General features: G+C 47.8%; 28 protein-coding genes. 15 read left to right on the top strand and 13 right to left on the bottom strand.

Features of this window, described 5'->3' with window-relative positions; translation table 11 throughout:
* Positions 1–2: 2 nt before the first annotated feature.
* From coaBC to ICN24_RS09355, 3 genes are read left to right on the top strand one after another with little or no spacing between them, the layout of a single operon-like run.
* Positions 3–1,214, top strand: a complete 1,212-nt coding sequence (gene coaBC, locus ICN24_RS09365) for a bifunctional phosphopantothenoylcysteine decarboxylase/phosphopantothenate--cysteine ligase CoaBC (RefSeq protein ID WP_216223333.1) — start codon at positions 3–5, stop codon at positions 1,212–1,214.
* 37 nt (positions 1,215–1,251) lie between these two features.
* Positions 1,252–1,701: a dUTP diphosphatase gene (dut, locus tag ICN24_RS09360; protein WP_216223332.1), complete on the top strand. Its 450-nt coding sequence runs from the start codon at positions 1,252–1,254 to the stop codon at positions 1,699–1,701.
* On the top strand, positions 1,702–2,250 hold the full coding sequence (locus ICN24_RS09355) for a nucleoside deaminase (protein ID WP_216223331.1): 549 nt from the start codon (positions 1,702–1,704) through the stop codon (positions 2,248–2,250). It begins immediately after the preceding gene.
* A gap of 64 nt (positions 2,251–2,314) precedes the next feature.
* Here the strand turns inward: ICN24_RS09355 and ICN24_RS09350 are convergent, their stop codons facing one another.
* From ICN24_RS09350 to clpS, 3 genes are read right to left on the bottom strand one after another with little or no spacing between them, the layout of a single operon-like run.
* Positions 2,315–2,551: a hypothetical protein gene (locus ICN24_RS09350; RefSeq protein WP_216223327.1), complete on the bottom strand. Its 237-nt coding sequence runs from the start codon at positions 2,549–2,551 to the stop codon at positions 2,315–2,317.
* 27 nt (positions 2,552–2,578) lie between these two features.
* Positions 2,579–4,885 carry an ATP-dependent Clp protease ATP-binding subunit ClpA gene (gene clpA, locus ICN24_RS09345; RefSeq protein WP_216223325.1) on the bottom strand — a complete coding sequence of 769 codons (2,307 nt, stop codon included), beginning with the start codon at positions 4,883–4,885 and terminating at the stop codon, positions 2,579–2,581.
* Positions 4,882–5,238 carry an ATP-dependent Clp protease adapter ClpS gene (gene clpS, locus ICN24_RS09340; protein WP_255532651.1) on the bottom strand — a complete coding sequence of 119 codons (357 nt, stop codon included), beginning with the start codon at positions 5,236–5,238 and terminating at the stop codon, positions 4,882–4,884. The genes clpA and clpS overlap by 4 nt, the downstream gene beginning before the upstream one ends.
* Positions 5,239–5,514: 276 nt before the next feature.
* Here clpS and ICN24_RS09335 point away from each other — a divergent pair, with 276 nt between their 5' ends.
* On the top strand, positions 5,515–5,718 hold the full coding sequence (locus ICN24_RS09335) for a cold-shock protein (protein WP_011903586.1): 204 nt from the start codon (positions 5,515–5,517) through the stop codon (positions 5,716–5,718).
* A gap of 84 nt (positions 5,719–5,802) precedes the next feature.
* Entirely contained in the window at positions 5,803–6,258 is a 456-nt protein-coding gene (locus tag ICN24_RS09330; protein ID WP_216223317.1) for a DUF192 domain-containing protein, read from the top strand.
* Positions 6,259–6,324: 66 nt separating this feature from the next.
* Here the strand turns inward: ICN24_RS09330 and ICN24_RS09325 are convergent, their stop codons facing one another.
* The 3 genes from ICN24_RS09325 to argF form a co-directional block, all read right to left on the bottom strand.
* Positions 6,325–6,630, bottom strand: coding sequence for a pyrimidine/purine nucleoside phosphorylase (locus ICN24_RS09325; protein ID WP_216223315.1), 306 nt, complete (start codon positions 6,628–6,630; stop codon positions 6,325–6,327).
* Positions 6,631–6,666: 36 nt separating this feature from the next.
* A complete protein-coding gene (locus ICN24_RS09320) occupies positions 6,667–7,899 on the bottom strand; it encodes an argininosuccinate synthase (RefSeq protein WP_216223313.1) in 1,233 nt (410 codons plus the stop codon).
* Positions 7,900–7,979: 80 nt separating this feature from the next.
* Positions 7,980–8,927, bottom strand: coding sequence for an ornithine carbamoyltransferase (argF, locus tag ICN24_RS09315; RefSeq protein ID WP_216223310.1), 948 nt, complete (start codon positions 8,925–8,927; stop codon positions 7,980–7,982).
* Positions 8,928–9,079: 152 nt separating this feature from the next.
* On the opposite strand from argF, the gene ICN24_RS09310 reads away from it, so the two are divergent.
* Positions 9,080–9,394: a DUF3579 domain-containing protein gene (locus ICN24_RS09310; RefSeq protein ID WP_216223308.1), complete on the top strand. Its 315-nt coding sequence runs from the start codon at positions 9,080–9,082 to the stop codon at positions 9,392–9,394.
* Between the two features lie 75 nt (positions 9,395–9,469).
* Here ICN24_RS09310 and rpsT read toward each other — a convergent pair whose 3' ends face one another.
* Complete coding sequence (gene rpsT / locus ICN24_RS09305; protein ID WP_128112660.1) at positions 9,470–9,736, bottom strand: 30S ribosomal protein S20; 267 nt, start codon at positions 9,734–9,736, stop codon at positions 9,470–9,472.
* Between the two features lie 151 nt (positions 9,737–9,887).
* Here rpsT and murJ point away from each other — a divergent pair, with 151 nt between their 5' ends.
* Together murJ and ICN24_RS09295 are read left to right on the top strand one after the other, a co-directional pair.
* Positions 9,888–11,441 carry a murein biosynthesis integral membrane protein MurJ gene (gene murJ, locus ICN24_RS09300; RefSeq protein ID WP_216223307.1) on the top strand — a complete coding sequence of 518 codons (1,554 nt, stop codon included), beginning with the start codon at positions 9,888–9,890 and terminating at the stop codon, positions 11,439–11,441.
* Positions 11,442–11,446: 5 nt separating this feature from the next.
* Positions 11,447–12,289 carry a SirB1 family protein gene (locus ICN24_RS09295; protein ID WP_216223305.1) on the top strand — a complete coding sequence of 281 codons (843 nt, stop codon included), beginning with the start codon at positions 11,447–11,449 and terminating at the stop codon, positions 12,287–12,289.
* 40 nt (positions 12,290–12,329) lie between these two features.
* On the opposite strand, the gene ICN24_RS09290 is transcribed toward ICN24_RS09295, so the two are convergent.
* Positions 12,330–12,974: a VTT domain-containing protein gene (locus ICN24_RS09290; RefSeq protein WP_216223301.1), complete on the bottom strand. Its 645-nt coding sequence runs from the start codon at positions 12,972–12,974 to the stop codon at positions 12,330–12,332.
* 58 nt (positions 12,975–13,032) lie between these two features.
* Here ICN24_RS09290 and miaA point away from each other — a divergent pair, with 58 nt between their 5' ends.
* Entirely contained in the window at positions 13,033–14,046 is a 1,014-nt protein-coding gene (gene miaA, locus ICN24_RS09285) for a tRNA (adenosine(37)-N6)-dimethylallyltransferase MiaA (protein WP_216223299.1), read from the top strand.
* Here miaA and purM read toward each other — a convergent pair.
* Positions 14,039–15,091, bottom strand: coding sequence for a phosphoribosylformylglycinamidine cyclo-ligase (gene purM, locus ICN24_RS09280; RefSeq protein WP_216223291.1), 1,053 nt, complete (start codon positions 15,089–15,091; stop codon positions 14,039–14,041). The two genes, miaA and purM, sit on opposite strands and share 8 nt — an antisense overlap.
* A gap of 72 nt (positions 15,092–15,163) precedes the next feature.
* Here purM and ICN24_RS09275 point away from each other — a divergent pair, with 72 nt between their 5' ends.
* Genes ICN24_RS09275 through panB form a run of 6 tightly spaced genes read left to right on the top strand, consistent with a single transcriptional unit; the run spans position 15,164 to position 20,429 of the window.
* Entirely contained in the window at positions 15,164–16,153 is a 990-nt protein-coding gene (locus tag ICN24_RS09275; protein WP_216223289.1) for an AI-2E family transporter, read from the top strand.
* A gap of 10 nt (positions 16,154–16,163) precedes the next feature.
* Entirely contained in the window at positions 16,164–16,919 is a 756-nt protein-coding gene (gene hda / locus ICN24_RS09270) for a DnaA regulatory inactivator Hda (RefSeq protein ID WP_216223288.1), read from the top strand.
* Between the two features lie 19 nt (positions 16,920–16,938).
* Positions 16,939–17,616, top strand: a complete 678-nt coding sequence (locus ICN24_RS09265; protein WP_216223287.1) for an HAD-IB family hydrolase — start codon at positions 16,939–16,941, stop codon at positions 17,614–17,616.
* Positions 17,613–19,016, top strand: a complete 1,404-nt coding sequence (gene pcnB, locus ICN24_RS09260) for a polynucleotide adenylyltransferase PcnB (protein WP_216223286.1) — start codon at positions 17,613–17,615, stop codon at positions 19,014–19,016. The genes ICN24_RS09265 and pcnB overlap by 4 nt, the downstream gene beginning before the upstream one ends.
* A 52-nt stretch (positions 19,017–19,068) precedes the next feature.
* Positions 19,069–19,596: a 2-amino-4-hydroxy-6-hydroxymethyldihydropteridine diphosphokinase gene (gene folK / locus ICN24_RS09255; RefSeq protein ID WP_216223285.1), complete on the top strand. Its 528-nt coding sequence runs from the start codon at positions 19,069–19,071 to the stop codon at positions 19,594–19,596.
* 17 nt (positions 19,597–19,613) lie between these two features.
* The gene (gene panB, locus ICN24_RS09250; protein ID WP_216223284.1) at positions 19,614–20,429 is read left to right on the top strand and encodes a 3-methyl-2-oxobutanoate hydroxymethyltransferase; all 816 of its coding nucleotides are present in this window, start codon (positions 19,614–19,616) and stop codon (positions 20,427–20,429) included.
* Here the strand turns inward: panB and dnaJ are convergent, their stop codons facing one another.
* The 4 genes from dnaJ to hemH form a co-directional block, all read right to left on the bottom strand.
* The gene (dnaJ, locus tag ICN24_RS09245; RefSeq protein WP_216223283.1) at positions 20,430–21,566 is read right to left on the bottom strand and encodes a molecular chaperone DnaJ; all 1,137 of its coding nucleotides are present in this window, start codon (positions 21,564–21,566) and stop codon (positions 20,430–20,432) included. It abuts the gene before it with no gap.
* Between the two features lie 100 nt (positions 21,567–21,666).
* Positions 21,667–23,604 (bottom strand): molecular chaperone DnaK, encoded by a 1,938-nt coding sequence (gene dnaK / locus ICN24_RS09240; RefSeq protein WP_216223282.1) that lies wholly within the window; start codon positions 23,602–23,604, stop codon positions 21,667–21,669.
* A 190-nt stretch (positions 23,605–23,794) separates the two neighbouring features.
* Entirely contained in the window at positions 23,795–24,343 is a 549-nt protein-coding gene (grpE, locus tag ICN24_RS09235; protein WP_216223280.1) for a nucleotide exchange factor GrpE, read from the bottom strand.
* Positions 24,344–24,409: 66 nt separating this feature from the next.
* A complete protein-coding gene (gene hemH / locus ICN24_RS09230) occupies positions 24,410–25,519 on the bottom strand; it encodes a ferrochelatase (protein ID WP_370623129.1) in 1,110 nt (369 codons plus the stop codon).
* Positions 25,520–25,521: the final 2 nt, after the last annotated feature.

Below are 25,521 nucleotides of genomic sequence, written 5' to 3'. Positions count from 1 at the left end.
CCATGCAATCACTTTTGAATAAGAAAATCGTTCTGGGCATTTCTGGCGGCATTGCAGCCTATAAATCACCAGAGCTGGCGCGTCTCCTCATCCAAGAAGGGGCTTCCGTTCAAGTAGTCATGACTGAAGCTGCAGGACAATTTGTCACTCCGGTGACCATGCAAGCCATTACAGGCAATCCGGTCTACACCAGCCAATGGGATAACAGCATTCCAAACAATATGGCGCATATCGAATTATCGAGAGCTGCTGACGCTATCTTGATTGCACCTACGAGCGCCGATCTGATGGCCAAACTTTCTTTGGGCTTAGCGGACGATTTATTAAGCACGCTTTGCTTGGCGCGAGATTGCCCGCTATTACTTGCTCCTGCAATGAATAAGCAAATGTGGGAGCACGGCGCAACCCAAAGAAGCGTAGAACGACTACAAAAAGATGGTGTCACATTGCTTGGCCCTGCCAGTGGCTTCCAGGCTTGCGGTGAAGTCGGTATGGGCAGAATGCTAGAGCCCGCAGAAATTGCCGAGCAAGTCATCGCCTTTTTTCAGAAGAAAAGCTTAGCAGGCAAAAAAGTACTGATCACCGCTGGTCCTACTTTTGAAGCCATTGATCCGGTCCGCGGCATTACTAATCACAGCTCTGGCAAGATGGGCTTTGCCATTGCGCGCGCAGCATTAGAGGCTGGCGCTCAAGTCCACCTCATTGCAGGCCCCTGCGGCCTCCCAACACCGCTAGCGGCGAGCGGTATGATTACGCGCACCGATGTAACCAGCGCCAAGGAAATGCACGCCACCACCCTTGCTGCAATAGATTGCGATATTTTCTTTGCAGTCGCAGCTGTAGCCGACTGGGGTATCGCCAATCCCGCAAAAGAAAAAATGAAGCGTCAGGGTGCAGCTGCTCCTAGCATTGAATTTGTAGCGAACCCAGACATCCTTCTCGATGTTGCCAAAGCAGTCAAAACCAAAGGTGGCAAGCCACATCCATACTGTGTCGGTTTCGCAGCCGAATCAACGGAATTAGAAAAGTATGCGGATGAAAAGCGCAAGCGCAAAGGCATTCCAATGATTGTGGGCAATATTGGCCCTGATACCTTTGGTAGTGATCTCAATGAGCTACTGGTGATTGACTCGGCTGGTAGTAAAAAAATTGCCAAAGCAGAAAAGTTACACCTCGCTCGCCAGTTGATTCAACTGCTCGCTAAAAAGATTTAAGTCTCTCGATTTCTATTTCCCCGTTTTAGGAACATTCATGCAAGCACTTCAAGTCAAAATTCTCGATGAACGTATGCGCGATCAGTTACCAAGCTATGGCACTCCGGGTAGCGCAGGTCTTGATTTGCGTGCCTGCATTGATCAAGCCATTGAAATTGCTCCAGGGCAAACTGTATTAGTGCCCACAGGTTTAGCAATCTACGTCGAAGATCCGCGTTATGCCGCTTTTATCCTGCCACGCTCAGGCCTAGGTCATAAGCACGGGATTGTCCTGGGCAACTTAGTGGGCCTGATTGACTCAGACTATCAAGGTCAGTTGATGGTGAGCACCTGGAACCGCGGCTCCACCCCATTTAAGCTTGAGCCAATGGAACGCTTAGCGCAATTGGTTGTGATGCCCGTGCAGCAAGTAGAACTGAAGGTAGTAGAAGAATTTACAGAAAGCAGTCGCGGCGCTGGTGGTTTTGGCAGCACTGGCAGAGCCTAAATGATGAATCGCCGCCATGCTTTAATTTGTCTATGCGGCATTGGGCTTGCAAGCCTGGGTCGTAGCGCGATTGCCAAAACCGATCTTGCATCTATTCCCAGGAAGCAACATGAACTAGCAATGCGAACAGCGATTGCGATGGGCAGACAAAATGCGGCTTACCCCTTTGGCGCAGTGATTACCAACTCTGTATCTGGAACCATTCTCGGCAAGGGAGTTAATCAAACCTTTCAAAATCCCGTTCTTCATGGAGAAATGGTTTGTATCAACGACTATGTTAGCCAACAAGGAAATAAAAACTGGGGAGATTGCATCCTATACACAACGGGCGAGCCTTGCCCCATGTGCATGAGCGCTTTGATTTGGGCTGGTATTGGTGGGGTTGTCTATGGAAGCTCAGCCAAGACAATTCAGGCATCTGGAATCGATATTTTTTCTTTCAGCGCCAATCAGATGAATCAAGGTAGCGGTTTTAGTCAAACCCAACTATTGGGTGGGATTCTCGAAAGTGAATGCAACGCATTATTTATGAATCGACAGAGGGCCTAAATCTCACTCAATAAAAAAGCCACCCAAGGGTGGCCTTTTTATTTCATCAGAATCTTAAACTAGATTACTTGCGAACATGCGCGTGACGGGCAGCATCTTGCGACATTCCTGCACCAGCACCCTCGCGAGACTCTTTTTCAGCGGTAATTTCTTTACGGCGCTCTTTGCATGAACCAGCAATTTCTTGGAGGGCTTTGCGAGCGCGTGCAGCAGAAGCTTTAATTCCTTTGCCCTGGAACTTTTCATTTTCCGCTTTATAAGTTTCAAAAGCTTCGAGTAATTTATCGTGATGATGAGACATATTTTCCTTTTGTTGGTAAATCGCTAATTAAATTTCTTCTGCTGGAGCTATATCAATCTTGGCAGCTTTCCCAGGTAGTTTTGGAGCTTCGAAGTTGAGCTGTACTTTACCCTCTTCGTCAATATCAACATCTACATGCCCACCTTGAGCCAACTTACCAAAGAGTAACTCGTCGGCAAGCGCTTTGCGCACGGTGTCTTGGATGATGCGCTGCATAGGGCGAGCACCCATCAATGGATCGAAACCATGCTTGGCTAGATGCGCACGTAAAGCCGGGCTGAATGTGGCATCCACTTTCTTCTCATGCAATTGCTCCTCTAACTGCATCAAGAATTTATCGACCACACGCATGATGATGGTTTCATCAAGAGCTTTGAAGGAAACAATGGCATCCAAGCGATTGCGGAACTCAGGTGTGAAGAATTTCTTGATATCGGCCATCTCATCGCCTGACTCACGAGCGTTGGTAAAGCCGATGGTGGATTTCTGCATTGCTTCAGCACCAGCATTGGTGGTCATGATAATGATCACATTGCGGAAATCAGTCTTACGACCATTGTTATCCGTCAAAGTGCCATGGTCCATCACCTGCAAGAGGATATTGAAAATATCTGGATGTGCTTTTTCGATCTCATCGAGCAATAGAACGCAATGTGGCTTCTTATTCACAGCCTCTGTAAGTAAACCACCTTGATCAAAGCCGACATAACCTGGAGGCGCGCCAATCAAACGGCTTACCGCATGGCGTTCCATGTATTCAGACATATCAAAACGCAACAGCTCAATACCCAAGATATATGCAAGCTGCTTGGCAACCTCAGTCTTACCCACGCCTGTAGGGCCTGAGAACAAGAAAGAGCCAATCGGACGATCAATCTTGCCAAGACCAGCACGGGTCATCTTAATAGCACTCGCCAAGGCCTCGATCGCAGGATCTTGACCAAAGACCACGCTCTTAATATCGCGATCCAGGGTCTGCAATTTACTGCGATCATCCACCGTCACGGATTGAGGCGGTATGCGCGCGATTTTCGCAACAATTTCTTCAATCTCAGGGCGACCAATCGTCTTCTTCTGCTTGGACTTTGGCAAGATGCGCTGTGCAGCGCCAGCCTCATCAATTACGTCAATTGCTTTATCGGGCAAATGACGATCATTGATATAGCGCGCAGAAAGCTCCGCAGCTGCAACCAATGCGCCGGCAGCATACTTCACGCTGTGGTGCTCTTCAAAGCGAGATTTAAGACCGCGCAAAATTTGTACTGTTTGATCTACGGTTGGCTCAACCACATCGACCTTTTGAAAACGACGTGACAAAGCAGCATCTTTTTCAAAAATACCCCGGTACTCAGTAAAGGTAGTCGCTCCAATGCATTTGAGCTGGCCATTTGATAAGGCAGGCTTCAACAGATTGCTAGCGTCTAAGGTTCCACCAGATGCAGCACCAGCGCCAATCAGCGTATGAATCTCATCGATAAATAAAACGCCATGCGCATGGTCTTTGAGTGCCTTCAAGACGCTCTTGAGACGCTGCTCAAAGTCGCCACGGTACTTGGTGCCAGCAAGCAAAGCACCCATATCCAGTGAATAGACTGTAGCGTTAGCCAAAATGTCGGGTACGTCACCCTTCACGATTCTCCAGGCAAGGCCTTCAGCGATTGCGGTTTTACCAACTCCAGCCTCACCGACTAGCAATGGATTATTTTTACGGCGACGGCAAAGCACCTGAATCACGCGCTCCACTTCACTCTCGCGCCCAATCAATGGATCAATCTTGCCTTGGCGTGCCATGGCATTGAGATTTTGAGTGTATTGATCTAGCGGGCTCTCTTTTCCAGAGGATGCAGACTCTTCAGTCTCTTGCGCAGGATCCGCAGGCTTGACATGCTCCGCTTGATCTTTGCGTACACCATGGCTAATAAAGTTCACAACATCTAAACGGGTTACACCTTGTTGCTGCAAGAAATACACAGCGTGCGAATCTTTTTCACCAAAGATCGCAACCAATACATTGGCGCCAGTCACTTCTTTCTTGCCATTCGATGTGGACTGCACATGCATGATGGCACGTTGAATCACGCGCTGGAATCCCAGCGTCGGCTGAGTGTCGACCTCATCATTGCCTGGTACCACTGGGGTATTGTCGTTAATGAAGTTTTTGAGTTGCGTACGTAACTCTGCGATATTGACGGCGCAAGCCTTCAGCACCTCAACCGCTGTAGCGTTATCAAGCAAGGCAGCAAGCAAATGCTCGACCGTAATAAATTCATGTCGCGATGCCCGTGCGTCAACAAACGCCATATGCAAACTCACTTCTAGTTCTTGGGCAATCATGCTTCCTCCATAGTGCACTGTAGTGGGTGACCCGCTTCACGGGATAATTCGATTACTTGATGCACTTTAGTTGCAGCGACATCGCGAGTAAATATTCCGCATACGCCTTTGCCAACTAAATGAACCTGCAACATGATGCGAGTTGCTGTTTCGTGGTCCTTATTAAAATACTCCTGAATCACCATCACCACAAATTCCATCGGCGTGTAATCGTCATTCAATAACAAAACTTTGTACATTGATGGAGCCTTGACCTGTTCGACTTGTTTTTCGAGCAGGAGGGTGTCCTCAACATAGGGATTGGCAGGGGTGCCGGTAGTGGGATTCTTAGGTGTGCGACTCATGAGAAACATTCTAAACACAGATATCTAAACTTGATTTAACTGGGGTCTTGTTGCGAAAAACACGCAAAAACCCCTGTTTAACCCATATTGGGGCATTTTTCGATAAAAAAAGGGGTAATTACTGGGGGGTAAGTGCATATAACTCCTTGACACCCCTACAAAAAGGGCAAACAATCAGGGGGTAGGCTTCAAAAGAGGTTCTATTTAGGCGTGTTGTGGATTGAGACTGATTAAAAAGTATTTACCCTCATCACGGTTGTTTTAAGTTTATGTAATGGAGTTCGCATGGCGACCGGAATTGTTAAGTGGTTCAATGATGCAAAAGGTTTTGGCTTTATCAAACCTGATGATGGTGAAGAAGAGTTGTTCGCGCATTTCAGCGCAATTACTATGCCTGGGTTCAAAACCCTCAAGGAAAACCAAAAGGTAACGTTTGACATTACCCAAGGTCCTAAAGGCAAGCAAGCTACCAATATCCAAGCGGCTTAATAGTCCTTAGATCATTATGAGAAACCCAGGACTTGTTCCTGGGTTTTTTTTCGTCTAGAAATTGCCTCACTTAAAATAGTGACCATGTATATCCACAGAAAACTCCTTCAGCAATTATTCGCTATCAGCCTACTGATCAGCGCCACCCTTGCATGGGCTCAAGTCAATGTTGGCTTACCTACCGTTGAGCTCAAGACTGGCATCTATCGGATCCAGGCGGAGATAGCAGATACGCCCAAGGCTAGAGAGGTCGGCCTTATGAATCGCACTAGCATGCCAAGCAACTCGGGGATGCTGTTTATCTTTGAACAGAAAGCGGGGCATTGCTTCTGGATGAACAACACCAAGATTCCTCTGTCCATTGCATTTATTGCAGACGATGGCAAGATTGTGAATATTGAAGAGATGCAAGCTGAAACTACCAATAACCACTGCCCTAAAGCTGCGGTACGTTACGCGCTAGAAATGAATAAGCAATGGTTCTCAGAAAGAGTGATCGTGCCAGGCAGCAGCATCACTGGCTTACCAAAAGCCTATTAAGCCCCAGCAAGTGAACCAATAAAAAACGCAGACCGAGGTCTGCGTTTTCTTTAAGCGATGCAGTGCTTATTCAAAGTGGCAAACATAGTGCACTGGTTGCTCAGCGCGAATAATGAAATATCCGCCCTTTTCTACTTCCCAGCTTTGGCCTGCTTTGAACTCTTGCTCAGGTGCGCCATTAATGCTGACAAAAGCAGCACCATCGACTACTTCCATAACTTCCTTGGTGCTGAGGTCAAAACGCAAGGTGCTTGGTAATACGACGCCAACAGATTTACGTACTCCGTTGGGTAGCGTGACGGTATGAGAAATACACTTGCCATCAAAAAATACATTGGCTTTTTTGCCGACTGAAACTTGATCAAATTGCATCTGAGTTCTTTCTATTTTGTTTGGTTCTAGTTTGGATTATTTGGTGACGCGCTTACGCTTTGCAATTTCTGCAATACGCATACGCAAGGCGTTGAGCTTGATAAACCCACCAGCATCTGCCTGGTTATAAGCGCCGCCATCATCATCAAAGGTAGCAATATTTTGGTCAAACAAGGTATTGGCTGAATCACGTGAAATCACGGATACAGAACCCTTGTAGAGCTTCAAGCGCACTACGCCGTTAACCATCTGCTGGGTATGATCGATTAAGGTTTGCAAAGCGAGACGCTCTGGAGACCACCATAGACCGTTATAGATCAGGCTAGCGTAGCGTGGCATCAAGTCATCCTTCAGATGCGCTACTTCACGGTCTAGGGTAATACTCTCAATACCGCGGTGCGCCTTGAGCAAAATTGTGCCGCCAGGAGTTTCATAGCAACCGCGGCTCTTCATACCCACAAAGCGGTTTTCAACCAAGTCAAGACGACCAATGCCGTGCTTACCGCCAACGCGATTGAGCTCAGCCAGTAATTCATGTGGCTTGTAGGCTTTACCGTTGATCGCTACAGGATCACCAGCCTTAAATTCGATTTCAATAATTTCTGCTGCGTCTGGAGCTTTCTCTGGAGATACTGTCCAACGCCACATAGACTCTTCAGCCTCAGCATTTGGGTTCTCAAGGTGACGACCTTCATAGCTGATATGCAATAAGTTGGCATCCATTGAATAAGGTGAGCCGCCCTGTTTATGTTTCATCTCAACTGGAATACCGTGCTTTTCAGCGTAGGCCATCAGCTTTTCACGCGAGAGCAAATCCCACTCGCGCCATGGAGCAATTACCTTGATTCCTGGCTCAAGCGCGTAGTAACCGAGTTCAAAACGGACTTGGTCATTACCCTTGCCAGTAGCGCCATGCGATACAGAGTCGGCACCTGTAAAACGCGCAATTTCAATTTGACGCTTTGCAATCAAAGGGCGGGCAATAGACGTGCCTAATAGATACTCACCCTCATAGATTGTATTAGCGCGGAACATAGGGAATACAAAGTCGCGCACAAACTCTTCACGCAAATCATCGATAAAAATATTTTCCGGTTTGATACCGAACTGCAGGGCCTTAGCACGTGCAGGCTCAAGCTCTTCGCCTTGGCCCAAATCTGCTGTAAAGGTCACGATCTCACAGCCATAGGTATCTTGTAACCACTTCAAGATCACGCTAGTGTCGAGTCCGCCTGAATAGGCTAGTACGGCTTTTTTAATATCAGACATGTTTTCTTATTCAATCAAAAAATTAATTAAAAACTTAATTCAGTAAATTACTCAATATTTTATTGCTTGCGCTTGCTCAATCAGTCCAAACGGCCGCAGAGCAAATACTCCATCAAGGCTTTTTGTACATGCAAACGATTTTCGGCTTCTTCCCAAACAATGCTCTGAGGACCATCAATCACGCCTGCAGAGACTTCTTCGCCGCGATGGGCTGGCAAACAGTGCATAAATAAAGCATCAGGCTTGGCCAGAGACATTAACTCTTCATCAACCATCCACTCTTTAAACGCGTTCATGCGAGAAGTATTTTCATCTTCATAACCCATGCTGGTCCAAACGTCAGTTGTCACCAGGTCAGCGCCTTTACAAGCCTGTTCCGGATTAGCGCAAATCGTTAAGTGCTGTTGCGCTCCCTTGCTCAACAAGGCGGGATCTAACTGATAGCCGCTGGGTGCAGAGAAGCGCAATTGAAAATCCAAACACTCGGCCGCCTGAATCCAGGTATAGGCCATATTGTTCGCATCACCCACCCAGGCTACTGTTTTACCTTGAATAGGCCCACGCGCCTCGACGAACGTAAAGATATCGGCCAAGACTTGGCAAGGATGGTATTCATTCGTTAGGCCATTAATGACGGGCACACGCGAATTTGCCGCAAAGCGCTCAATGATCTCCTGACCAAAGGTGCGAATCATGATGATGTCAGTCATCCTGGAAATCACCTGCGCAGCGTCCTCTACAGGCTCGCCACGGCCCAATTGCGTGTCACGGGTGTTCAGGTATACCGCATGACCACCGAGCTGGTGGATGCCCGCCTCAAAGGATAGGCGGGTACGTGTGGAATGCTTTTCAAAAATCATGGCCAAAGTACGGTCATGCAAGGGATGCCAAGTCTCGTAACTTTTGAATTTCGCCTTGAGCCAGGCAGATCTTTTGAGTAAGTAATCGTATTCCTCCCGAGTGAGGTCGGAAAACTGCAGGTAGTGCTTTACCTGTCCAGGCACCTGAGGCTTTGCCAGAGACGTCATAGTTGAGCTTTCTACTAAAGTTTTGGCTTGCATTTTTTTCTTAAATCATTCAACTGCACGAAAATAGAACATAAAGCCATCTTACGGCCACCTCAGGCTGTTAAGCTAGAGGGCTTAGTAATACTGATTCTTACGAACTTCTTAACGCCAACTTGAACCACAAAAAGCTTTTCATTCAAGGCATTACCACTTCTGGCAAACCATTTCGACCCAGCGATTGGGCGGAGCGTCTGTGCGGAGTGATGGCTACTTTCCGTCCACCAGGTGATTCTGGAGACCCCCGCTTCACTTATTCGCCCTATGTCAGACCAGTGCTTATCGCAAAAGTGAAATGCGTTGTTATTGATACCAGACTAGGCGACCTCGATCCAAGAGCGCTCGACTTTGTCATGAACTTTGCCAAAGACAACAGCCTACCGATTGAAGAGGCCTGTGAGTTTGAACCCAAAAACCAAACCCAGCCCTAAAAACAAAAACCCGCTCTGGTGAGGAGCGGGCTTAGGTCGAAAGCATTATTCGACCAGCCTAAAACCTGTACTAAATTACGCTGCCATCGCCTTGATAGCTGCAGACAAACGTGACTTTTGACGAGCTGCAGTATTTTTGTGAGCAATCTTTTTGTCAGCAATCTTGTCGATTGTTGCTTGAGCTGCTGTAAATACTTTTGCCGCTGCTGCTTTATCACCAGTTTCAATCGCCTTACGAACTGCCTTGATGGAAGTACGGAGCTTTGAACGCAAACTGGAATTGTGTTCGTTTTGTTTTACTGCCTGGCGTGCGCGCTTACGCGCTTGTGCTGTATTGGCCATCTTTAAACCTTGCCTCTATAAATTGCAAAATGCGATTAGTTAAAAATCTCGCGGACTTGCCAGATTCATAAGCAAGCTCGCCAAAACCCAAGATTTTACCTTAAAGGGGCAAAAAAGCCCAGTCCACCCATAAATAGGTGAAAATCGGCTCATGAACCTGCTTTCTGCCGCCGCCAAGGTCAGCTCCTTCACCATGTTGTCCCGTATTACGGGCCTGCTGCGGGAGACCCTGATTGCCCGTAGTTTCGGGGCCTCAGAGTGGACTGACGCCTTTAATGTGGCTTTTAGGCTACCCAATTTACTGCGCCGGCTGTTTGCCGAAGGGGCCTTTTCCCAGGCATTTGTGCCCATTTTGGGAGAAATTTCTACCAATCAGGACCAAAACAAGGCCAAAATCCTCATTAATGCGGTCGCCACGCTCTTATTTTGGGCTTTACTGCTAACGGTATCACTTGGGGTTATCGGCGCTCCATTGCTCATTTTGCTCATTGCTACGGGCTTTAGTGGTGGGCCAGCCTACGAGGCTAGCGTCGTCATGACCCGCATCATGTTCCCCTATATTGGACTGATCTCGATGGTTTCACTCTCCGCGGGGATCTTAAATACCTACCATCGCTTCGCCATCCCCGCCTTTACCCCTGTTTTGCTCAACCTGGCATTAATCGCTAGTGCCATCTTTTTAGCGCCCCACTTAGAGCAACCTATTTACGCCCTGAGCATCGGCGTTTTACTTGGCGGCGTTCTGCAGCTCGCCATTCAAGTGCCGGCGCTTTCTCGTCTGGGTCTTTTGCCTCGCATTGGTTTGTTGCCTGGCGCTCTCAAGGCTGCCGTCACCAATCCCGATGCAAGACGTGTTTTAAAACTGATGGGGCCTGCAGTGTTTGCAGTATCAGTTGCACAAATATCACTCATCATCAATACCAATATTGCTTCACGCTTACAAGCAGGTAGCGTGTCATGGCTTTCCTATGCCGATCGTTTAATGGAGTTTCCAACTGCGCTCTTAGGCGTGGCACTGGGAACTGTGCTCCTACCAAGCCTAAGTAAAGCCAATGCCAAGAATGATTTAGAGCACGCAGGCGAGCTTTTGGTTTGGGGCTTGCAACTGACTTTTTTACTGGCGGCGCCATCGGCCATTGCACTCTTTATTTTTGGCGAACCATTGGCCGCTGTTCTGTATCACTACGGTAAATTTAATGCCCTAGATGTATTGATGACACAGCGCGCATTAGCCGCATACGGCGTGGGATTGATTGGCCTGATCTTGGTCAAAATTTTGGCACCCGGGTTTTATTCACGTCAAGATATTCGTACGCCAGTAAAGATTGGCTTGATCGTACTGGTAGCAACCCAATTGGCGAACTTGATATTCGTGCCCTTGTTTGGACATGCCGGCCTAGCACTATCGGTAGGTACTGGTGCCTGCTTAAACGCAGCCCTACTGTGGCTTGGCCTAAATCGACGTGGCGCCCTACCGAACGCCGCATGGAGCAAGTACTTGGGCCAGCTCCTACTCGCTTTAATTCCCTTCTCCGCAGTCCTTTTCTATGCCGCTCATGCACATAATTGGATTGCTTTACAAGCACAGCCTTGGACACGCATTGGATTTGTTGCCCTTTGGCTTGGAGTTGCTGCAATGGTTTACTTTGGTTCGCTGGCTTTGGTTGGAATTCGCTGGCAAAAATTCTTGCGTCATGCAAAATAGGGTGTATGCCAACACAACAACTCGACTACTTCACTTCCCTAGTTACTGAAGACGAGCACTTTCCATTAACGGAAGCTGCGATCGCTGTAGCACAACATGCCTATCCTGATTTAGACGTGCAAGGCGTACTCGATCAGCTTGACGAACTTGGCAACAAATTAAAAACCCGCATCACCCCAGATACTTCTCCAGTACAGCGCTTACAAATTCTGAAGCACTTCTTTTATAACGAATTGGGCTTTGGTCCAAATCCAAATGATTTTTATGCTCCCGAAAATTCATACTTGCACTATGTGCTCGAGAATCGCAGGGGCATCCCAATCTCATTAGCTATTTTGATGATGGAGCTGGGTCAGCAAATTGGCTTAAAGATTCGGGGGGTTTCTTTCCCAAATCACTTCATGATGCGCATCTCCTTGCAGCAAGGCGAAGTCATCATGGATCCGCTCACAGGTGAATCACTCTCCAAGAATCAATTGCAGGAGATGCTTGACCCTTACCTAGATGCCAAAGGCTATCGCGGGGAGTTGAGCCTACCGCTAAACGTCTTCTTGCGCGCATCTAGTTCAAGAGAAATTCTCTCGCGCTTCCTGCGCAACCTGAAAATGATTTATTCCGAGCATGAGCGCTGGGAGCGTCTGCTAGGCATTCAGGAGCGCTTGGTTATCCTCCTGCCCGATTCAATTGAGGAAGTGCGTGATCGGGGTTTGATTTTTGCGCAATTGGAATACCTACGGCCCGCAATCGCTGATATGCATCGCTACCTCAGCGAGATGCCCGAGGCGGAAGATGCGAGCGATATTCGTGAGCATATCGCCACCCTCGAGAGCCAAACCAAGCTACATTAAAAAATACAGTGCTTCGTTGAGCTGGTAGAGATTGCTAGCTTTATGTTTTGCTGCGCTGAAATAGTTTGTAGCTTGCAGCCAATACCACCGGAATAGCTGCCGCTCCAATGCCAACCAACACAATGACATTCAGGTTTTGGCGAATTAGGGGAATATTGCCAAAGAAATATCCCGCAACGACCAAACCAAATACCCATAAAACTGCACCAGTGATATTGAATAACTGAAAGCGGGAGAAATTCATCTCGGATACTCCAGCAATAAATGGCGCAAAGGTTCTAATGATGGGTAGAAAGCGCGCCACGATGATGGTCTTGCCGCCATGCTTTTCATAAAAAGCGTGTGTCTTTAGTAAAGCGCCCTGATCAATCCAGCGGGAGTGACTACTAAATACTTTCTTACCAATCCAGCGACCGATAAAGTAATTGACTGTGTTGCCTGATACCGCTGCAAGTAATAATCCCAAAGAGAGCGTCCAGAGATTGAAGTGCTCAGTTGCGCAATAGGCGCCAGCAATGAATAAGAGTGAGTCGCCAGGCAAAAATGGGGCAACCACCAAACCAGTTTCAGCAAACACAATGGCAAATAGCAGACCATAGGCCCAAGCCCCATATTGAGAGATCACCACATCGAGATGTTTATCAATATGAAGCAATAAATCGCTAATTTGCAAAAGGGTATCCATCTACTCACTCTCTCAGGTATGGTTTGTTGCGGATATTAACAGGCTCTTATAATGAGGGATGCAAACTGAACCCTACATTCAGCCTATGCAGTCGCCAGAAGCAAATCCCATTCTCTGTATTGTTGGGCCAACTGGGGCAGGCAAAACCCATCTCGCCATGTCTTTGGCTGAGTATGCCAAGTCTATTGGCCTGAGTATCGAACTGATCAGCATGGATTCTGCATTGGTATATCGCGGTCTTGATATCGGCAGCGCTAAACCCACTAAAGCAGAGCAAGCTGCTGTTGTGCATCATTTGATCGACATTCTCGAGCCGACTGAAGTCTATTCTGCCGCCCGATTTGCTAAAGATGCCAAAAGGCTGTGTGAAGAAATTCGTGAGCGGGGAAATATTCCCGTGGTGGTGGGTGGCACCATGTTGTATTGGAGAGCTTGGGCATATGGCCTCTCCTCACTTCCACCTGCCAATCCCGAGATCCGTGCTCGCTTAGATGAAGAAGGTAAAGCATTGGGGTGGCCCGCGATGCACGCGAAGCTATCTCAAGTAGACCCCCAAACAGCAGAGCGCTTAAAGCCCAATGATTCACAGCGAGTACAGCGCGCGCTAGAGGTCTTTGAAATTACCGGTAAACCGATGTCTGCATTACTCGCAGATTCTCCAAGCGAAGATGGCAGAGAGGGGTCTACGATTCCCCCCTGGATCAATCTAGTCTCATTAGAGCCCAGTGACCGCAAACGCTTACATACCAATTTAGAAAAACGGTTTGATGAAATGCTCGCTGCAGGCTTTTTAGATGAGGTCAAAGCCTTGCGAAAAAATACTGACCTACACGCCGATCTACCCGCTATTCGATCAGTAGGCTATCGCCAGGCTTGGGAATTTCTCAATGAAGAAATCGATGCAGAACAGATGCGCTATAAAGCATTAGCCGCTACCCGACAACTGGGTAAACGACAACTGACTTGGCTGCGCGCAATTTCCGGCAGAAAAACCTTCGACCCCTTCAATCCCGCAGAGTTAAAAGCAGCGCTCGATTACTGCAAGCACACCGTCAGTCAGAAACTTAAATAACGATTGTTTGTGCTGCGCCCTGAGGGCGCTCAACGACATCACCAACAGTCCACGCTTTCAGACCTTGCGCAGTCAATGATTTGATTGCGGCGTCAGCTTGGGCTGGAGCAACAATCACAACCATGCCAATACCGCAGTTAAATACTCGGACCATCTCTGCATCAGCAACGCCACCCTTCATTTGCAACCAACGGAACAGCTCTGGCATTTGCCAGCTATCGCGATGCAATACTGCTTGAGTATTTTCAGGGAGTACACGTGGCACGTTGTCTACCAAGCCACCGCCTGTAATGTGAGCCATACCCTTGACATCAATCTCAGAGATCAATTTAAGTAGCGGCTTGACATAAATTTCTGTTGGGGCCATCACCACATCACCTAATGAACGACCGCCTAGGTCATCTGTGGGTTTTGCACCAGCACGCTCAATAATTTTGCGTACCAGTGAATAACCATTGGAGTGCGCGCCACTAGAGCCAATTGCCAAAACAACGTCACCGGGAACAATGCTATTGCCAGTAATAATTTTGGATTTTTCAACCGCGCCCACCGCAAAACCGGCCAAGTCATATTCACCTGGAGGATACATGCCAGGCATTTCCGCAGTTTCACCACCAATCAAAGCACAGCCAGACAATTCACAGCCTTTTGCAATGCCGCCTACGACAGTAGCTGCGGTATCGACAGTGAGCTTGCCACAGGCAAAGTAGTCTAGGAAAAAGAGTGGTTCAGCACCCTGAACCAAAATATCATTCACGCTCATGGCCACCAAATCCTGGCCAATCGTCTCGTGACGATTCCACTCAAAGGCTAATCGGAGCTTTGTACCAACACCATCGGTGCCAGAGACCAAGACAGGCTCTTGATAACGCTTAGGAATCTCAAAAAGTGCCCCAAAACCACCAATTCCGGCTAAAACGCCCTCTCGCATCGTCTTCTTCGCCAAAGGCTTAATGCGATCAACCAAGTCGTCTCCGGCATCAATATCGACGCCTGCGTCACGGTAGGAAAGGCCTTTTGAGGAAGAATTAGTAGATGAAGTCATGTCTAGGCTGGAATATTAGTAAAAAATGCTGCTGGGTCAGTAGAATCATTGAATTCTAGAGGATTACTCGTCATGGCTGAAATTTTTACCCCTTTTCTGGCTGCATTCATCCTAGCCTATATCCTGAGGCCTGCTTTTCTATGGCTGGGCAGACGCCGAATTCCCGCCCCGCTTGCGGCAGCATTCACGGTAATCCTGGGTCTTGGCGTGGTGGTAGCCATCTTGAGCCTATTTATTGGGCTTCTCAAAACAGAAATCCCCTTAATTAAAGAACAACTGCCAGGATGGATTAGCAATACCCAAGCATGGTTAGGGCCTAAGTTGGCAGAATTCCATATGAATGTGGATTGGGGCACTTTAAAAAATACGGCTTCACAGAAAATTTCAGAACACATCAGCGATAACGCCGACTCGCTCATGAGCACCACATTTGAAACGGTACTCATGTCCGGTAGCTCTGTGATCACCGGCTTTGTCAATGCAGTATTAATTTTGTTCGTGATGTTTTATTTGCTAATGGATTGGAATCCCTTTTTTCAATACATTAAAAATGCAGTGCCTAAGCGCGCCCAAGAAACAGTGCATCACTTAGCAATGCATACCGATGGTCTGCTCTCGCAATACCTCAATGGGATGGTAATTGTGGTTTCCATCATGTCTGTTTTTTACAGCGTCGGCCTGAGTATCATCGGCATTAAAGGAGCCGTAGCTTTAGGTATCTTCACTGCCTTAATGATTGTGATTCCCTACATTGGCATCACGCTAGGCTTTAGTTTGGCAATGCTTTCAACCTTGCTGCAGTTTGGTCCACAACATGAAATCATTGGCGTCTTGATTGTCTATGGGCTAGGTCAGTTTCTGGAAGGCTTTGTACTTACCCCCCGTCTGGTTGGCGAGCGCATTGGCTTGCACCCTGTTGCCGTTCTGTTTGCGTTGCTGTTGTTTGGAAAACTGTTTGGCTTTTTTGGTGTACTGCTTGCACTACCTATCAGCGCAGTCAGCTTAGTGCTTGTGCAGTATCTCTGGGGTGTGTACACACAAAGCGATTGGTATCAGAAATAATTTTGCTTCAATGAACATCCCTTCTCTACCAAGACAATTTGCTTTAGACATTAGTCACACTCCCAAAGCCAGTCTAGAAAATTATTTGCCAGGCAAAGATCTTGCTTTGGTGTCGACCTTAAAAACGCTCAGTCAAGCTTGGCTCAATCCCGCTCCTGTCTTTGCAAATAATCCCCTCAATCATCGCTGGATATATTGGTGGGGGCCAGAAGGTTCTGGTCGTAGCCATTTATTAGAAGCTATCAGAAATGCTGCTGAAAATGCCGGCCTAGAATGCTTTGCCCTTGGCCCAAACGAACCCATTTCCTGGGTACGCCTTGAAGAAAAAATGGCTGCGCTTGCCCAAGGTACTTCAGCGTCTGTTATCACTGTTGACGACGTAGACCGTTTAGACGAGCGTTTGGTGGGGGCCTTATTTCGGATTCTGAATGGAATTTCAGCCAGTAAGAATATGTATATATTCATGGCAGGAAACGCTGCTCCAGCCAATCTCAAGCTGCGTGAAGACCTGCGAACCCGCCTGGGGTGGGGCTTGATCTTTCAAACCCAGCTTTTAGACGATGATGAGAAAATACAAGCCTTAGAGCAAGCAGCCAAAGCCAGAGGCTTAGTGCTATCACCCGAAGTATTGCCTTGGTTGTTAAATCGTTTTTATCGAGATATGCCCAATTTAATGGCTTTGATTGACGCTTTGGATGCTTATTCTTTAGAAACAAAACGTGCTGTAACCTTACCGTTAGTGCGCGATCTTTTGCAGCCCAAATAATTTACCCAATACTTCATTCGTGACTCAGTTAGCCCTTTTCGATTTAGACCATACTCTCTTGCCCTGCGATAGCGATTATGAGTGGGGGCAATTTCTAGCACGCATTGGTGTAGTCGATAGCGAGTACTACGCCAAACAGAATGAACGCTTTTACCAAGACTACAAAGACGGTAAGCTTGATATTCATGAGTTCTTACGTTTTGCACTCAAACCCCTTGCAGAACATTCGCGCGCCCAATTAAAAGAATGGCACGATGCATTCATGGAAGAAGTCATTCACGGTCAATTGCGCCAAGAAGCAATCGATTTAGTCAAACGCCATCAAGACGCTGGTGACTTATGTTGCGTGGTGACTGCTACCAATAGTTTTGTGACGCGCCCTATTGTTGAAAGCTTCGGGATTGAACATTTGATTGCTACCGAGCCGGCCACAGCAGGCGGCCCACTGGAAAACTTCACAGGTGAAGTACAAGGGATCCCCAACTTTCGGGAAGGCAAAATCCAAAATGTACATGACTGGTTAGCTAAGCAAGAGCTCACCTTTGGCACATTACCCCACAGCTACTTCTACTCAGACTCCATGAATGATCTGCCCTTGTTAGAGCAAGTCAGCCATCCCGTTGCCACTAATCCAGACGATCGACTGCGCGCTGAAGCCCAGAAACGTCACTGGCCTATTCTTGAGCTGTTTGCATGATCACTAAATTTATCAAACGCATCCTACGGCGCGATCCGATGATCAAGCATACCCATGGCAATCATTCCGGAGCACCTAAACGCATCCCCAAAAAATCGCATCGCATTGATCCCCACTTACTTTCCAAAAATGCCGTCAAAGTGACGCAAACTTTGCAGCAAGCAGGATATGAAGCATTTATTGTTGGAGGCGCAGTACGCGATCTTGTTTTAGGAATCAGCCCTAAAGATTTTGATGTGGCAACCAATGCAACGCCCGACCAAGTGCAAAGACTGTTTCGCAAAGCCCGCCTTATTGGACGCCGCTTTCAAATTGTGCACGTGACCTTTTTTGGCAAAGGTCATCCCGAGATTATTGAGGTATCGACCTTCAGAGCCTTACTGGATAACGCTGGCGACCATGTCGCAGAAAGTGGTCGTATTTTGCGAGACAACGTTTGGGGCTCACAAGGCGAGGATGCCGCTAGACGGGATTTCACAATCAATGCGATGTATTACGACCCTGCCACCGAAACCGTACTCGATTACCACGGCGGCATGGCAGATATGCAAAAGAAAACTTTGCGTATGATTGGCGATCCCGCTAAACGCTATCGCGAAGATCCGGTCCGCATGCTCAGAGCAATTCGTTTTGCTGCTAAGACAGGATTTTCTTTGGATGCTGATACGCGTGCACCTATTGCCAAATTAGGCAAGCTTCTGCAGGACGTTCCATCCGCACGATTATTTGATGAAATCCTCAAGCTCTTAATGTCAGGCTACTCTTGGGCTGCTATTCAAGGACTTCGGAATGCCGGCCTCCATCATGGCCTGCTGCCTTTACTCGATCACATCCTCGAGGACAGCGCGCACTCTCAAGGCGCTAATGCATTCGTGAAGCTAGCCCTAGCCAATACTGATCAGCGTATTCAATCTGGCAAAAGTGTTTCTGCTGGCTTCTTATTTGCCACCCTGCTATGGCCCGACCTGCTTCAGAATTGGAAAGCTAACCTGGCTAAAGGAATGGCTAATATCCCCGCCCTTCAAGATGCCATGGACGATACAATCGCCACCCAAAGTAGCGGCATGACCATTCAACGTCGCTTTGAAAGCGATATGCGAGAAATCTGGTCTATGCAACCTCGCTTTGAAAGAAGGGTTGGCCGCTACCCATATCGCCTGATTGAATCCCCTCGTTTTAGGGCGGGTTATGACTTCATGCTCCTACGCTGTGCCACAGGGGAGGTAAGCCCATCCCTGGGCGAATGGTGGACCAACTTCATTGCTGGCGACCCCACAACCCAAGAAGAATTAATGGCAAGCGCCAAGAATGAAGCTGGCTCCTCGGCAAGTTCGCCAGTCAAACGCCGGCGCCGCAGGAAACCCAAATCCGCGCTGCCCCCAGAAGGTGCGCCGAGCTAAGCAGACTTAGAGAAATTTCGGTAAAGTAGTTTTATCTCTAGTTTGGAATCGTATGGCACGAGCTTTTATCGGATTTGGCGGCAATATCGGCGACTCACGTCAACTCATTACTGACGCAATCGTGTGCTTGGCACAGCGTTCAGAAATACACATCTTGGCCAAGAGCTGCTTCTATCAAAGCGCGCCCGTTGAAGCTACTGGCGGCGACTACATTAATGCCGTCATTGAAATTGATACGCAACTCAGTCCCTACGGCCTACTTCATGTATGCCAAGCCATTGAGCAAGAGTTTGGTAGAGAGCGCCCTTATGCCAACGCCCCTCGCACCTTAGATCTCGATATCCTATCGTTTGAGGGTGTTACCCAAAGCGAAACTCAACTCATCCTGCCTCACCCCAAAATTATTGAGCGCTCTTTTGTGCTCTTACCGCTACTAGAAATTGCGCCTGACTTATTCCTACCCAATTGGGGCGAGCTAAAGGCGTATTTACCGCAGGTTGCCCACCAAAGAATCGAAAAACTCCCCTGCCGTAACTGCAATTGCGGGGAAAAAGACGTTTATAGCCAAACGGCACATTAATTCATTAAACTCTCGCCATGGGTTACTTACAGGGCGACAAGCCAATCACAATTACGAAGCTCCTCGCCATGCGCGCTGAGGGTGAAAAAATTTCGATGCTCACCGCATACGATTCGACGATGGCCGCTTTGCTCAATCGCAGTGGCGTCGAAACGATTTTGATCGGTGATTCCCTGGGCAATGTGATTCAAGGCCAATCTAGCACTACTCCAGTCACTGTTGAGCAGATGGCCTATCACACCGAGTGTGTGGCACGCGCAAATACCCATGCTTTCTTAATCGCGGATTTACCATTTGCCAGTTATGGCGATCCTGTACAAGCCTTAGACTCCGCAGCAACTTTAATGCGTGCTGGCGCTGATATGGTGAAGCTGGAAGGCGGCGATTGGCAAGTGGACATCATTCGCTATTTAGTTGAGCGTAGCGTTCCCGTCTGCGCGCATCTGGGCCTACTGCCACAGTCAGTACACGTATTGGGTGGCTACAAAGTGCAAGGCAAATCAAAGGATGCCGCTACCCATATGTTGGAGCAAGCAATTGCCTGTCAAGAGGCGGGCGCGCAAATGGTCGTTCTCGAGGCAATCCCCTCTTCTCTTGGAGAAAAGATTACTAATGAACTGCACATCCCTACGATTGGAATTGGTGCGGGCCCAGATTGCTCGGGTCAAGTATTGGTTCTACAGGATATGTTAGGCATCAGCCCTGGCAAGCCACCCAAGTTCGTGAAGAACTTTATGGATGGCCACCAATCGATTGAGGCAGCCATTAAAGCCTATGTGCGCGAGGTGAAATCCGGAAAATTCCCCGGACCTGAGCACGGCTTTGCAGGCTAATTAACTAAAAAAGCTCTTTACCCCATCAAACCAGCCCTTTTGCTGCGGGCTATGTTTATCGCCACCAGATTTCAGACTGTCATCAAACTTTTGCAGTAATTTTTTCTGCTCATCTGTGAGTTTGATTGGCGTTTCGACCAGAACGTGCACAAAAAGATCGCCCACTAAAGTGGAGCGCAAGCCCTTAATCCCCTTATTCCGTAAACGGAAGGTTTTGCCAGTCTGAGTTCCCTCTGGAATTGGGAACTCAACACGACCCGATAAAGTCGGTACTTCAATTTCCCCGCCAATGGTTGCCGTTGCGAAGGAGATAGGCATTTGCACATGCAAGTCACTACCATCCCGTTCAAATACTTTGTGCGGCTTCACACGCACTTCTACATAGAGATCACCCGATGGTCCGCCATTAATGCCTGGCTCGCCATTGCCCACTGAACGAACTCGCATGCCATCATCAATGCCCGCAGGGATTTTGATCTCAAGCGTTTTTTGTTCTTTGTGCTTGCCGCTGCCATGACAAGTTTTGCAAGGCTTAGGAATGTATTCGCCAGTGCCACGGCACTTGGGGCAAGTTTGTTGCATGGAGAAGAAACCTTGCTGCACACGTACCTGACCGTGCCCATTACAAGTAGTACAGGTTTCGGCTTTAGATCCGGGCTCTGCGCCAGTGCCATGACAAGGTTTGCAGTTGCTCCAGCTTGGCACCCGAATTTGTGTCGTGTACCCTTCGGCCGCTTGTTCAAGCGTGATGTCCATGTTGTAGCGTAAATCAGCACCCTTATAGACTTGAGGGCCAGATTGACGCCCTCCGCCTTGGCCAAAAATATCGCCAAAGATATCGCCAAACGCGTCTGCGAATCCGCCGCCGCCAAAACCACCCCCGCCAAATCCGCCACCCATAGATGGGTCAACACCCGCGTGACCATATTGGTCATACGCTGCGCGCTTATGAGGATCGGTTAAGGTTTCATAAGCCTCTTTGACTTCTTTAAATTGGGCTTCAGCCGTTTTGCTATCGGGATTGCGATCTGGATGATGTTTCATCGCCATCTTGCGATAAGCCTTTTTCAACTCATCATCACTGGCACCTTTTGCTACACCAAGCACTTCATAAAAATCGCGTTTACTTTTAGGCACGGCCTATTCCTCTCAACAACCTGAATGACACAAGTCGGCACGAGGCCGACTTGTTATTTAAAAACATCAAAACTACGTTAATGAATGTCTGATTTCAGAATTACTTCTTGTCATCAACCTCTTTAAAGTCAGCGTCAACAACATCGGCATCGGGAGCGGCGCCTGGAGCTGCGCCACCAGGAGCGGCACCAGCGGCAGCGCCACCAGCCTTAGCTTGTTCAGCAGCCATGACTTTTTCGCCCAGCTTCTGACTTGCTTTACCCAATGCTTCAGTTTTAGCTTCGATTGCCTCTTTATCGCTACCTTTGATCGCTTCGTCCAAGTCTTTCAAGGCCGCTTCAATCGCTTCTTTTTCAGAAGCCTCTAAGCTAGCGCCGTGCTCTTCTAAGGCTTTCTTGGTAGAGTGAGCCAAGGCATCTGCAGTATTACGCGCAGTTACCAACTCCAAGGCTTTCTTATCTTCAGCCGCATTGGCTTCAGCATCTTTGACCATGCGTTGAATTTCTTCTTCAGTCAAGCCAGAGTTCGCCTTGATGGTGATCTTGTTTTCTTTACCAGTGGTTTTGTCTTTTGCTGTTACATGCAAAATACCGTTGGCATCGATATCAAAAGTCACCTCAATTTGTGGCATACCGCGTTGTGCAGGTGCAATGCCTTCGAGGTTAAATTCACCCAGTAGCTTGTTTGCAGCAGCCATCTCGCGCTCACCTTGGTAGCACTTGATTGTTACCGCAGGCTGGTTATCTTCCGCTGTGGAGTAAACCTGTGAATGCTTGGTAGGGATGGTAGTGTTCTTGGGAATCATCTTGGTCATCACGCCGCCAAGAGTCTCGATACCCAATGACAATGGGGTTACGTCCAAGAGCAATACGTCTTTACGATCACCAGACAATACGGAACCTTGAATTGCAGCGCCAACAGCAACTGCCTCATCTGGGTTAACGTCTTTGCGTGGCTCTTTACCAAAGATTTCTTTTACCTTGTCCTGAACCGCAGGCATACGGGTTTGACCGCCGACCAAAATCACGTCGTCGATATCCGCAACATTGACGCCAGCATCTTTAATTGCAGTTAAGCAGGGGCCTGCTGTACGGTTGATCAATTCCTCAACCAATGACTCCAGCTTGGCGCGAGTTAACTTCAAGTTCAAATGCTTAGGACCACTAGCATCCGCTGTCACGTATGGCAAGTTGATTTCCGTTTGCTGTGCAGATGACAATTCGATCTTGGCTTTTTCAGCAGCATCTTTCAAGCGCTGTAATGCCAATACGTCCTTGCTCAAATCAACGCCTTGCTCTTTCTTAAACTCAGCAATGATCCAGTCAATGATGCGTTGGTCAAAGTCTTCACCACCCAAGAAAGTGTCGCCGTTGGTTGACAGCACTTCAAACTGCTTCTCACCGTCAACGTTTGCAATCTCAATGATGGATACGTCAAATGTACCGCCACCCAAGTCATATACAGCGATCTTGCGATCCACCTTGTCTTGCTTGTCCAGGCCGAACGCCAAAGCAGCAGCGGTTGGTTCGTTAATGATGCGCTTTACATCCAAGCCCGCAATACGGCCAGCATCTTTAGTAGCTTGACGTTGACTATCGTTAAAGTAAGCCGGAACAGTAATCACTGCTTCTGTTACTTCTTCGCCAAGATAGTCCTCAGCAGTCTTTTTCATCTTGCGCAAGATTTCAGCTGACACTTGTTGTGGCGCCATTTTCTTGTCACGTGCCTCAACCCAAGCATCACCATTGTCCGCTTGAATAATGGCATAAGGCATCAAACCGATATCTTTTTGCACTTCAGGATCAGTAAATTTACGACCCATCAAACGCTTCACTGCGTAGATGGTGTTTTTAGGATTAGTTACTGACTGACGCTTAGCAGGTGCGCCAACCAATACTTCTCCATCCTCGACATAAGCAATGATGGATGGAGTTGTACGAGCGCCTTCTGCATTCTCGACAACTTTAGGTGCATTGTTTTCTACGACTGAAACGCATGAATTCGTGGTTCCTAAGTCGATACCGATAATCTTTCCCATAATGGCTCCAAAAAATTAAGTTACTTTGTTGTACTTCTAGGTTGTTTTAAGTAATTCGTCGAATTACCGTGAATATTCCAATACCCATTAATTGGGGTCTAAAAAGCAGAATTCAAGGGGCGAAATAGCAAAAAAGGCAGAAATCTGCCTTTTTTATGCGTTTTTCAGGGTTTTACCCTGGTTTTTGGGCTTATTTGGGGGCGCTGACGGTCACCAAAGCAGGTCTGAGAACTCGATCTGCCACGGTATAGCCTCTTTGTAGGACAGAAACTACGGTATTGGGCTCTTGCTCTGAGGGTACCGAGGCAATCGCCTGGTGGTGATGGGGGTCGAACTTATCGCCAACTGCCGGATTGATTTCAGTCATACGGCCTTTTTCAAAGGCGGATAAGAGCTGCTTGAGAGTGATTTCGAGGCCCTCTTTAAATGCCTTAGCATCGCCCGCATCCGTACCTAATGCTGCATAGAGGCTATCGGTCACCGGAACCAAATGCTCTGCAAAACTTTCAATCGCAAATTTATGTGCCTTAGCAATATCTTCCACAGCACGGCGACGAATATTTTCACCCTCGGCCTTAGCGCGCAAGAAGTTGTCTTGCAAATCAGACACCTTCTGATTTAACTCAGCAATTTCCTCTTCGGGTGTTTTTACCGCAGGAGTTTCCGCTGACGCTTGGGCTGCAGATTCTACGGCTGGATTTTCTTGCTCAGGGTTTGGGTTTTGATTTTCTTGTGTCATGGACGCGAATTCACTTTTATGTAATGAGGGCTATTGCTTTTCTATATGGTGTCAGTTTATTCAATTTCAAGGCTTGTTGGCTAATGAGTCCTTGGTTTTTTCAGCACGCTCATTCCGTAAAGCGAGCTCTTGGGATGATTCTGTACTCAAAGGCCAGCCCGAGAGATGCTGGTAGGCAATATCGCCCAAAGCCTCTATCCACTTAGGGTTGCTGTTTAAGCAAGGAATATAGCGGTAGTCTTTTCCACCATACTTCAAGAAGTCTTCTCTTGCTTCCATCGCAATCTCTTCCAAGGTTTCAAGACAGTCAGCAGGAAAGCCAGGGCAAAAGATATCTAGCCGTTGACAACCCTCTTTGGCTAACTTTTCAATAGTTGGCGCGGTGTAGGGCTTCAACCATTCCGCCTTACCAAAGCGAGATTGGAAAGTCACAATATATTGTCCTGGTACTAAACCTAACGATTCGCCAAGTAATCGGCCCGTTTTCAAACATTCGCAATGGTAGGGGTCACCTTTCATTAAATTGCGCTTAGGTAAGCCATGAAAAGACATCACAAATTTATCGCCCCTTACAAAATCAGGACGCCCGCTTTGCTCCCAACTGTTGAGCACTTGATCGCGCAGAGCAGCGATGTAGGCTACATTGTCGTGATAGTGTTTTACTAAACGTAACTCCGGTTGATCGCGCCAAGTACTGAGCACCCGAAAGACTTCGTCAAAACTAGAGGCGGTCGTGGTGGCAGAGTATTGTGGATACAAAGGCAGAACCAGTAAGCGCTCCATGCCCTCTGCTTTTAAGCCTTCCAGGACTTCTTGGGTGGATGGCTTGCCATATCGCATGGCTAAATCTACCAATACGGCATGACCATCATTGGCAAACTTTTCTCCCAGCTCTTTTGCCTGTAGACGTGAGTAGTGCATTAAAGGCGAGCCTAATTGTGGCAGCCAGATGGATGCATATTTTTTAGCAGATGCACTACTGCGAATTGGCAAGATGATGCCATTCAAAATGCACCACCAAACCACCCGCGGAATCTCCACTACACGTGGATCAGACAAAAACTCTTTTAAATAGGCTCGCACTGCTTTAGGTGTTGGCGCAGAAGGCGTACCCAAGTTCAATAGAAGAACCGCAGTTTTAGAGGCGCGTAAGTGGGGGTTTTGATTCAAGGTAATCA

It is taken from the genome of Polynucleobacter sp. UK-Kesae-W10 (assembly GCF_018881575.1).
Lineage (GTDB): Bacteria > Pseudomonadota > Gammaproteobacteria > Burkholderiales > Burkholderiaceae > Polynucleobacter.
This window is presented reverse-complemented; position numbering and strand designations above follow the sequence as displayed.

What these genes read in the sequence shown, in the direction of transcription:
- coaBC (WP_216223333.1), top strand. Translation starts at nt 3, where the DNA reads ATGCAATCACTTTTGAATAAGAAAATCGTTCTGGGCATTTCTGGCGGC.
- dut (WP_216223332.1), top strand. Translation starts at nt 1,252, where the DNA reads ATGCAAGCACTTCAAGTCAAAATTCTCGATGAACGTATGCGCGATCAG.
- ICN24_RS09355 (WP_216223331.1), top strand. Translation starts at nt 1,702, where the DNA reads ATGATGAATCGCCGCCATGCTTTAATTTGTCTATGCGGCATTGGGCTT.
- ICN24_RS09350 (WP_216223327.1), bottom strand. Translation starts at nt 2,551, where the DNA reads ATGTCTCATCATCACGATAAATTACTCGAAGCTTTTGAAACTTATAAA.
- clpA (WP_216223325.1), bottom strand. Translation starts at nt 4,885, where the DNA reads ATGATTGCCCAAGAACTAGAAGTGAGTTTGCATATGGCGTTTGTTGAC.
- clpS (WP_255532651.1), bottom strand. Translation starts at nt 5,238, where the DNA reads ATGTTTCTCATGAGTCGCACACCTAAGAATCCCACTACCGGCACCCCT.
- ICN24_RS09335 (WP_011903586.1), top strand. Translation starts at nt 5,515, where the DNA reads ATGGCGACCGGAATTGTTAAGTGGTTCAATGATGCAAAAGGTTTTGGC.
- ICN24_RS09330 (WP_216223317.1), top strand. Translation starts at nt 5,803, where the DNA reads ATGTATATCCACAGAAAACTCCTTCAGCAATTATTCGCTATCAGCCTA.
- ICN24_RS09325 (WP_216223315.1), bottom strand. Translation starts at nt 6,630, where the DNA reads ATGCAATTTGATCAAGTTTCAGTCGGCAAAAAAGCCAATGTATTTTTT.
- ICN24_RS09320 (WP_216223313.1), bottom strand. Translation starts at nt 7,899, where the DNA reads ATGTCTGATATTAAAAAAGCCGTACTAGCCTATTCAGGCGGACTCGAC.
- argF (WP_216223310.1), bottom strand. Translation starts at nt 8,927, where the DNA reads ATGACGTCTCTGGCAAAGCCTCAGGTGCCTGGACAGGTAAAGCACTAC.
- rpsT (WP_128112660.1), bottom strand. Translation starts at nt 9,736, where the DNA reads ATGGCCAATACAGCACAAGCGCGTAAGCGCGCACGCCAGGCAGTAAAA.
- murJ (WP_216223307.1), top strand. Translation starts at nt 9,888, where the DNA reads ATGAACCTGCTTTCTGCCGCCGCCAAGGTCAGCTCCTTCACCATGTTG.
- ICN24_RS09295 (WP_216223305.1), top strand. Translation starts at nt 11,447, where the DNA reads ATGCCAACACAACAACTCGACTACTTCACTTCCCTAGTTACTGAAGAC.
- ICN24_RS09290 (WP_216223301.1), bottom strand. Translation starts at nt 12,974, where the DNA reads ATGGATACCCTTTTGCAAATTAGCGATTTATTGCTTCATATTGATAAA.
- miaA (WP_216223299.1), top strand. Translation starts at nt 13,033, where the DNA reads ATGCAAACTGAACCCTACATTCAGCCTATGCAGTCGCCAGAAGCAAAT.
- purM (WP_216223291.1), bottom strand. Translation starts at nt 15,091, where the DNA reads ATGACTTCATCTACTAATTCTTCCTCAAAAGGCCTTTCCTACCGTGAC.
- ICN24_RS09275 (WP_216223289.1), top strand. Translation starts at nt 15,164, where the DNA reads ATGGCTGAAATTTTTACCCCTTTTCTGGCTGCATTCATCCTAGCCTAT.
- hda (WP_216223288.1), top strand. Translation starts at nt 16,164, where the DNA reads ATGAACATCCCTTCTCTACCAAGACAATTTGCTTTAGACATTAGTCAC.
- pcnB (WP_216223286.1), top strand. Translation starts at nt 17,613, where the DNA reads ATGATCACTAAATTTATCAAACGCATCCTACGGCGCGATCCGATGATC.
- folK (WP_216223285.1), top strand. Translation starts at nt 19,069, where the DNA reads ATGGCACGAGCTTTTATCGGATTTGGCGGCAATATCGGCGACTCACGT.
- panB (WP_216223284.1), top strand. Translation starts at nt 19,614, where the DNA reads ATGGGTTACTTACAGGGCGACAAGCCAATCACAATTACGAAGCTCCTC.
- dnaK (WP_216223282.1), bottom strand. Translation starts at nt 23,604, where the DNA reads ATGGGAAAGATTATCGGTATCGACTTAGGAACCACGAATTCATGCGTT.
- grpE (WP_216223280.1), bottom strand. Translation starts at nt 24,343, where the DNA reads ATGACACAAGAAAATCAAAACCCAAACCCTGAGCAAGAAAATCCAGCC.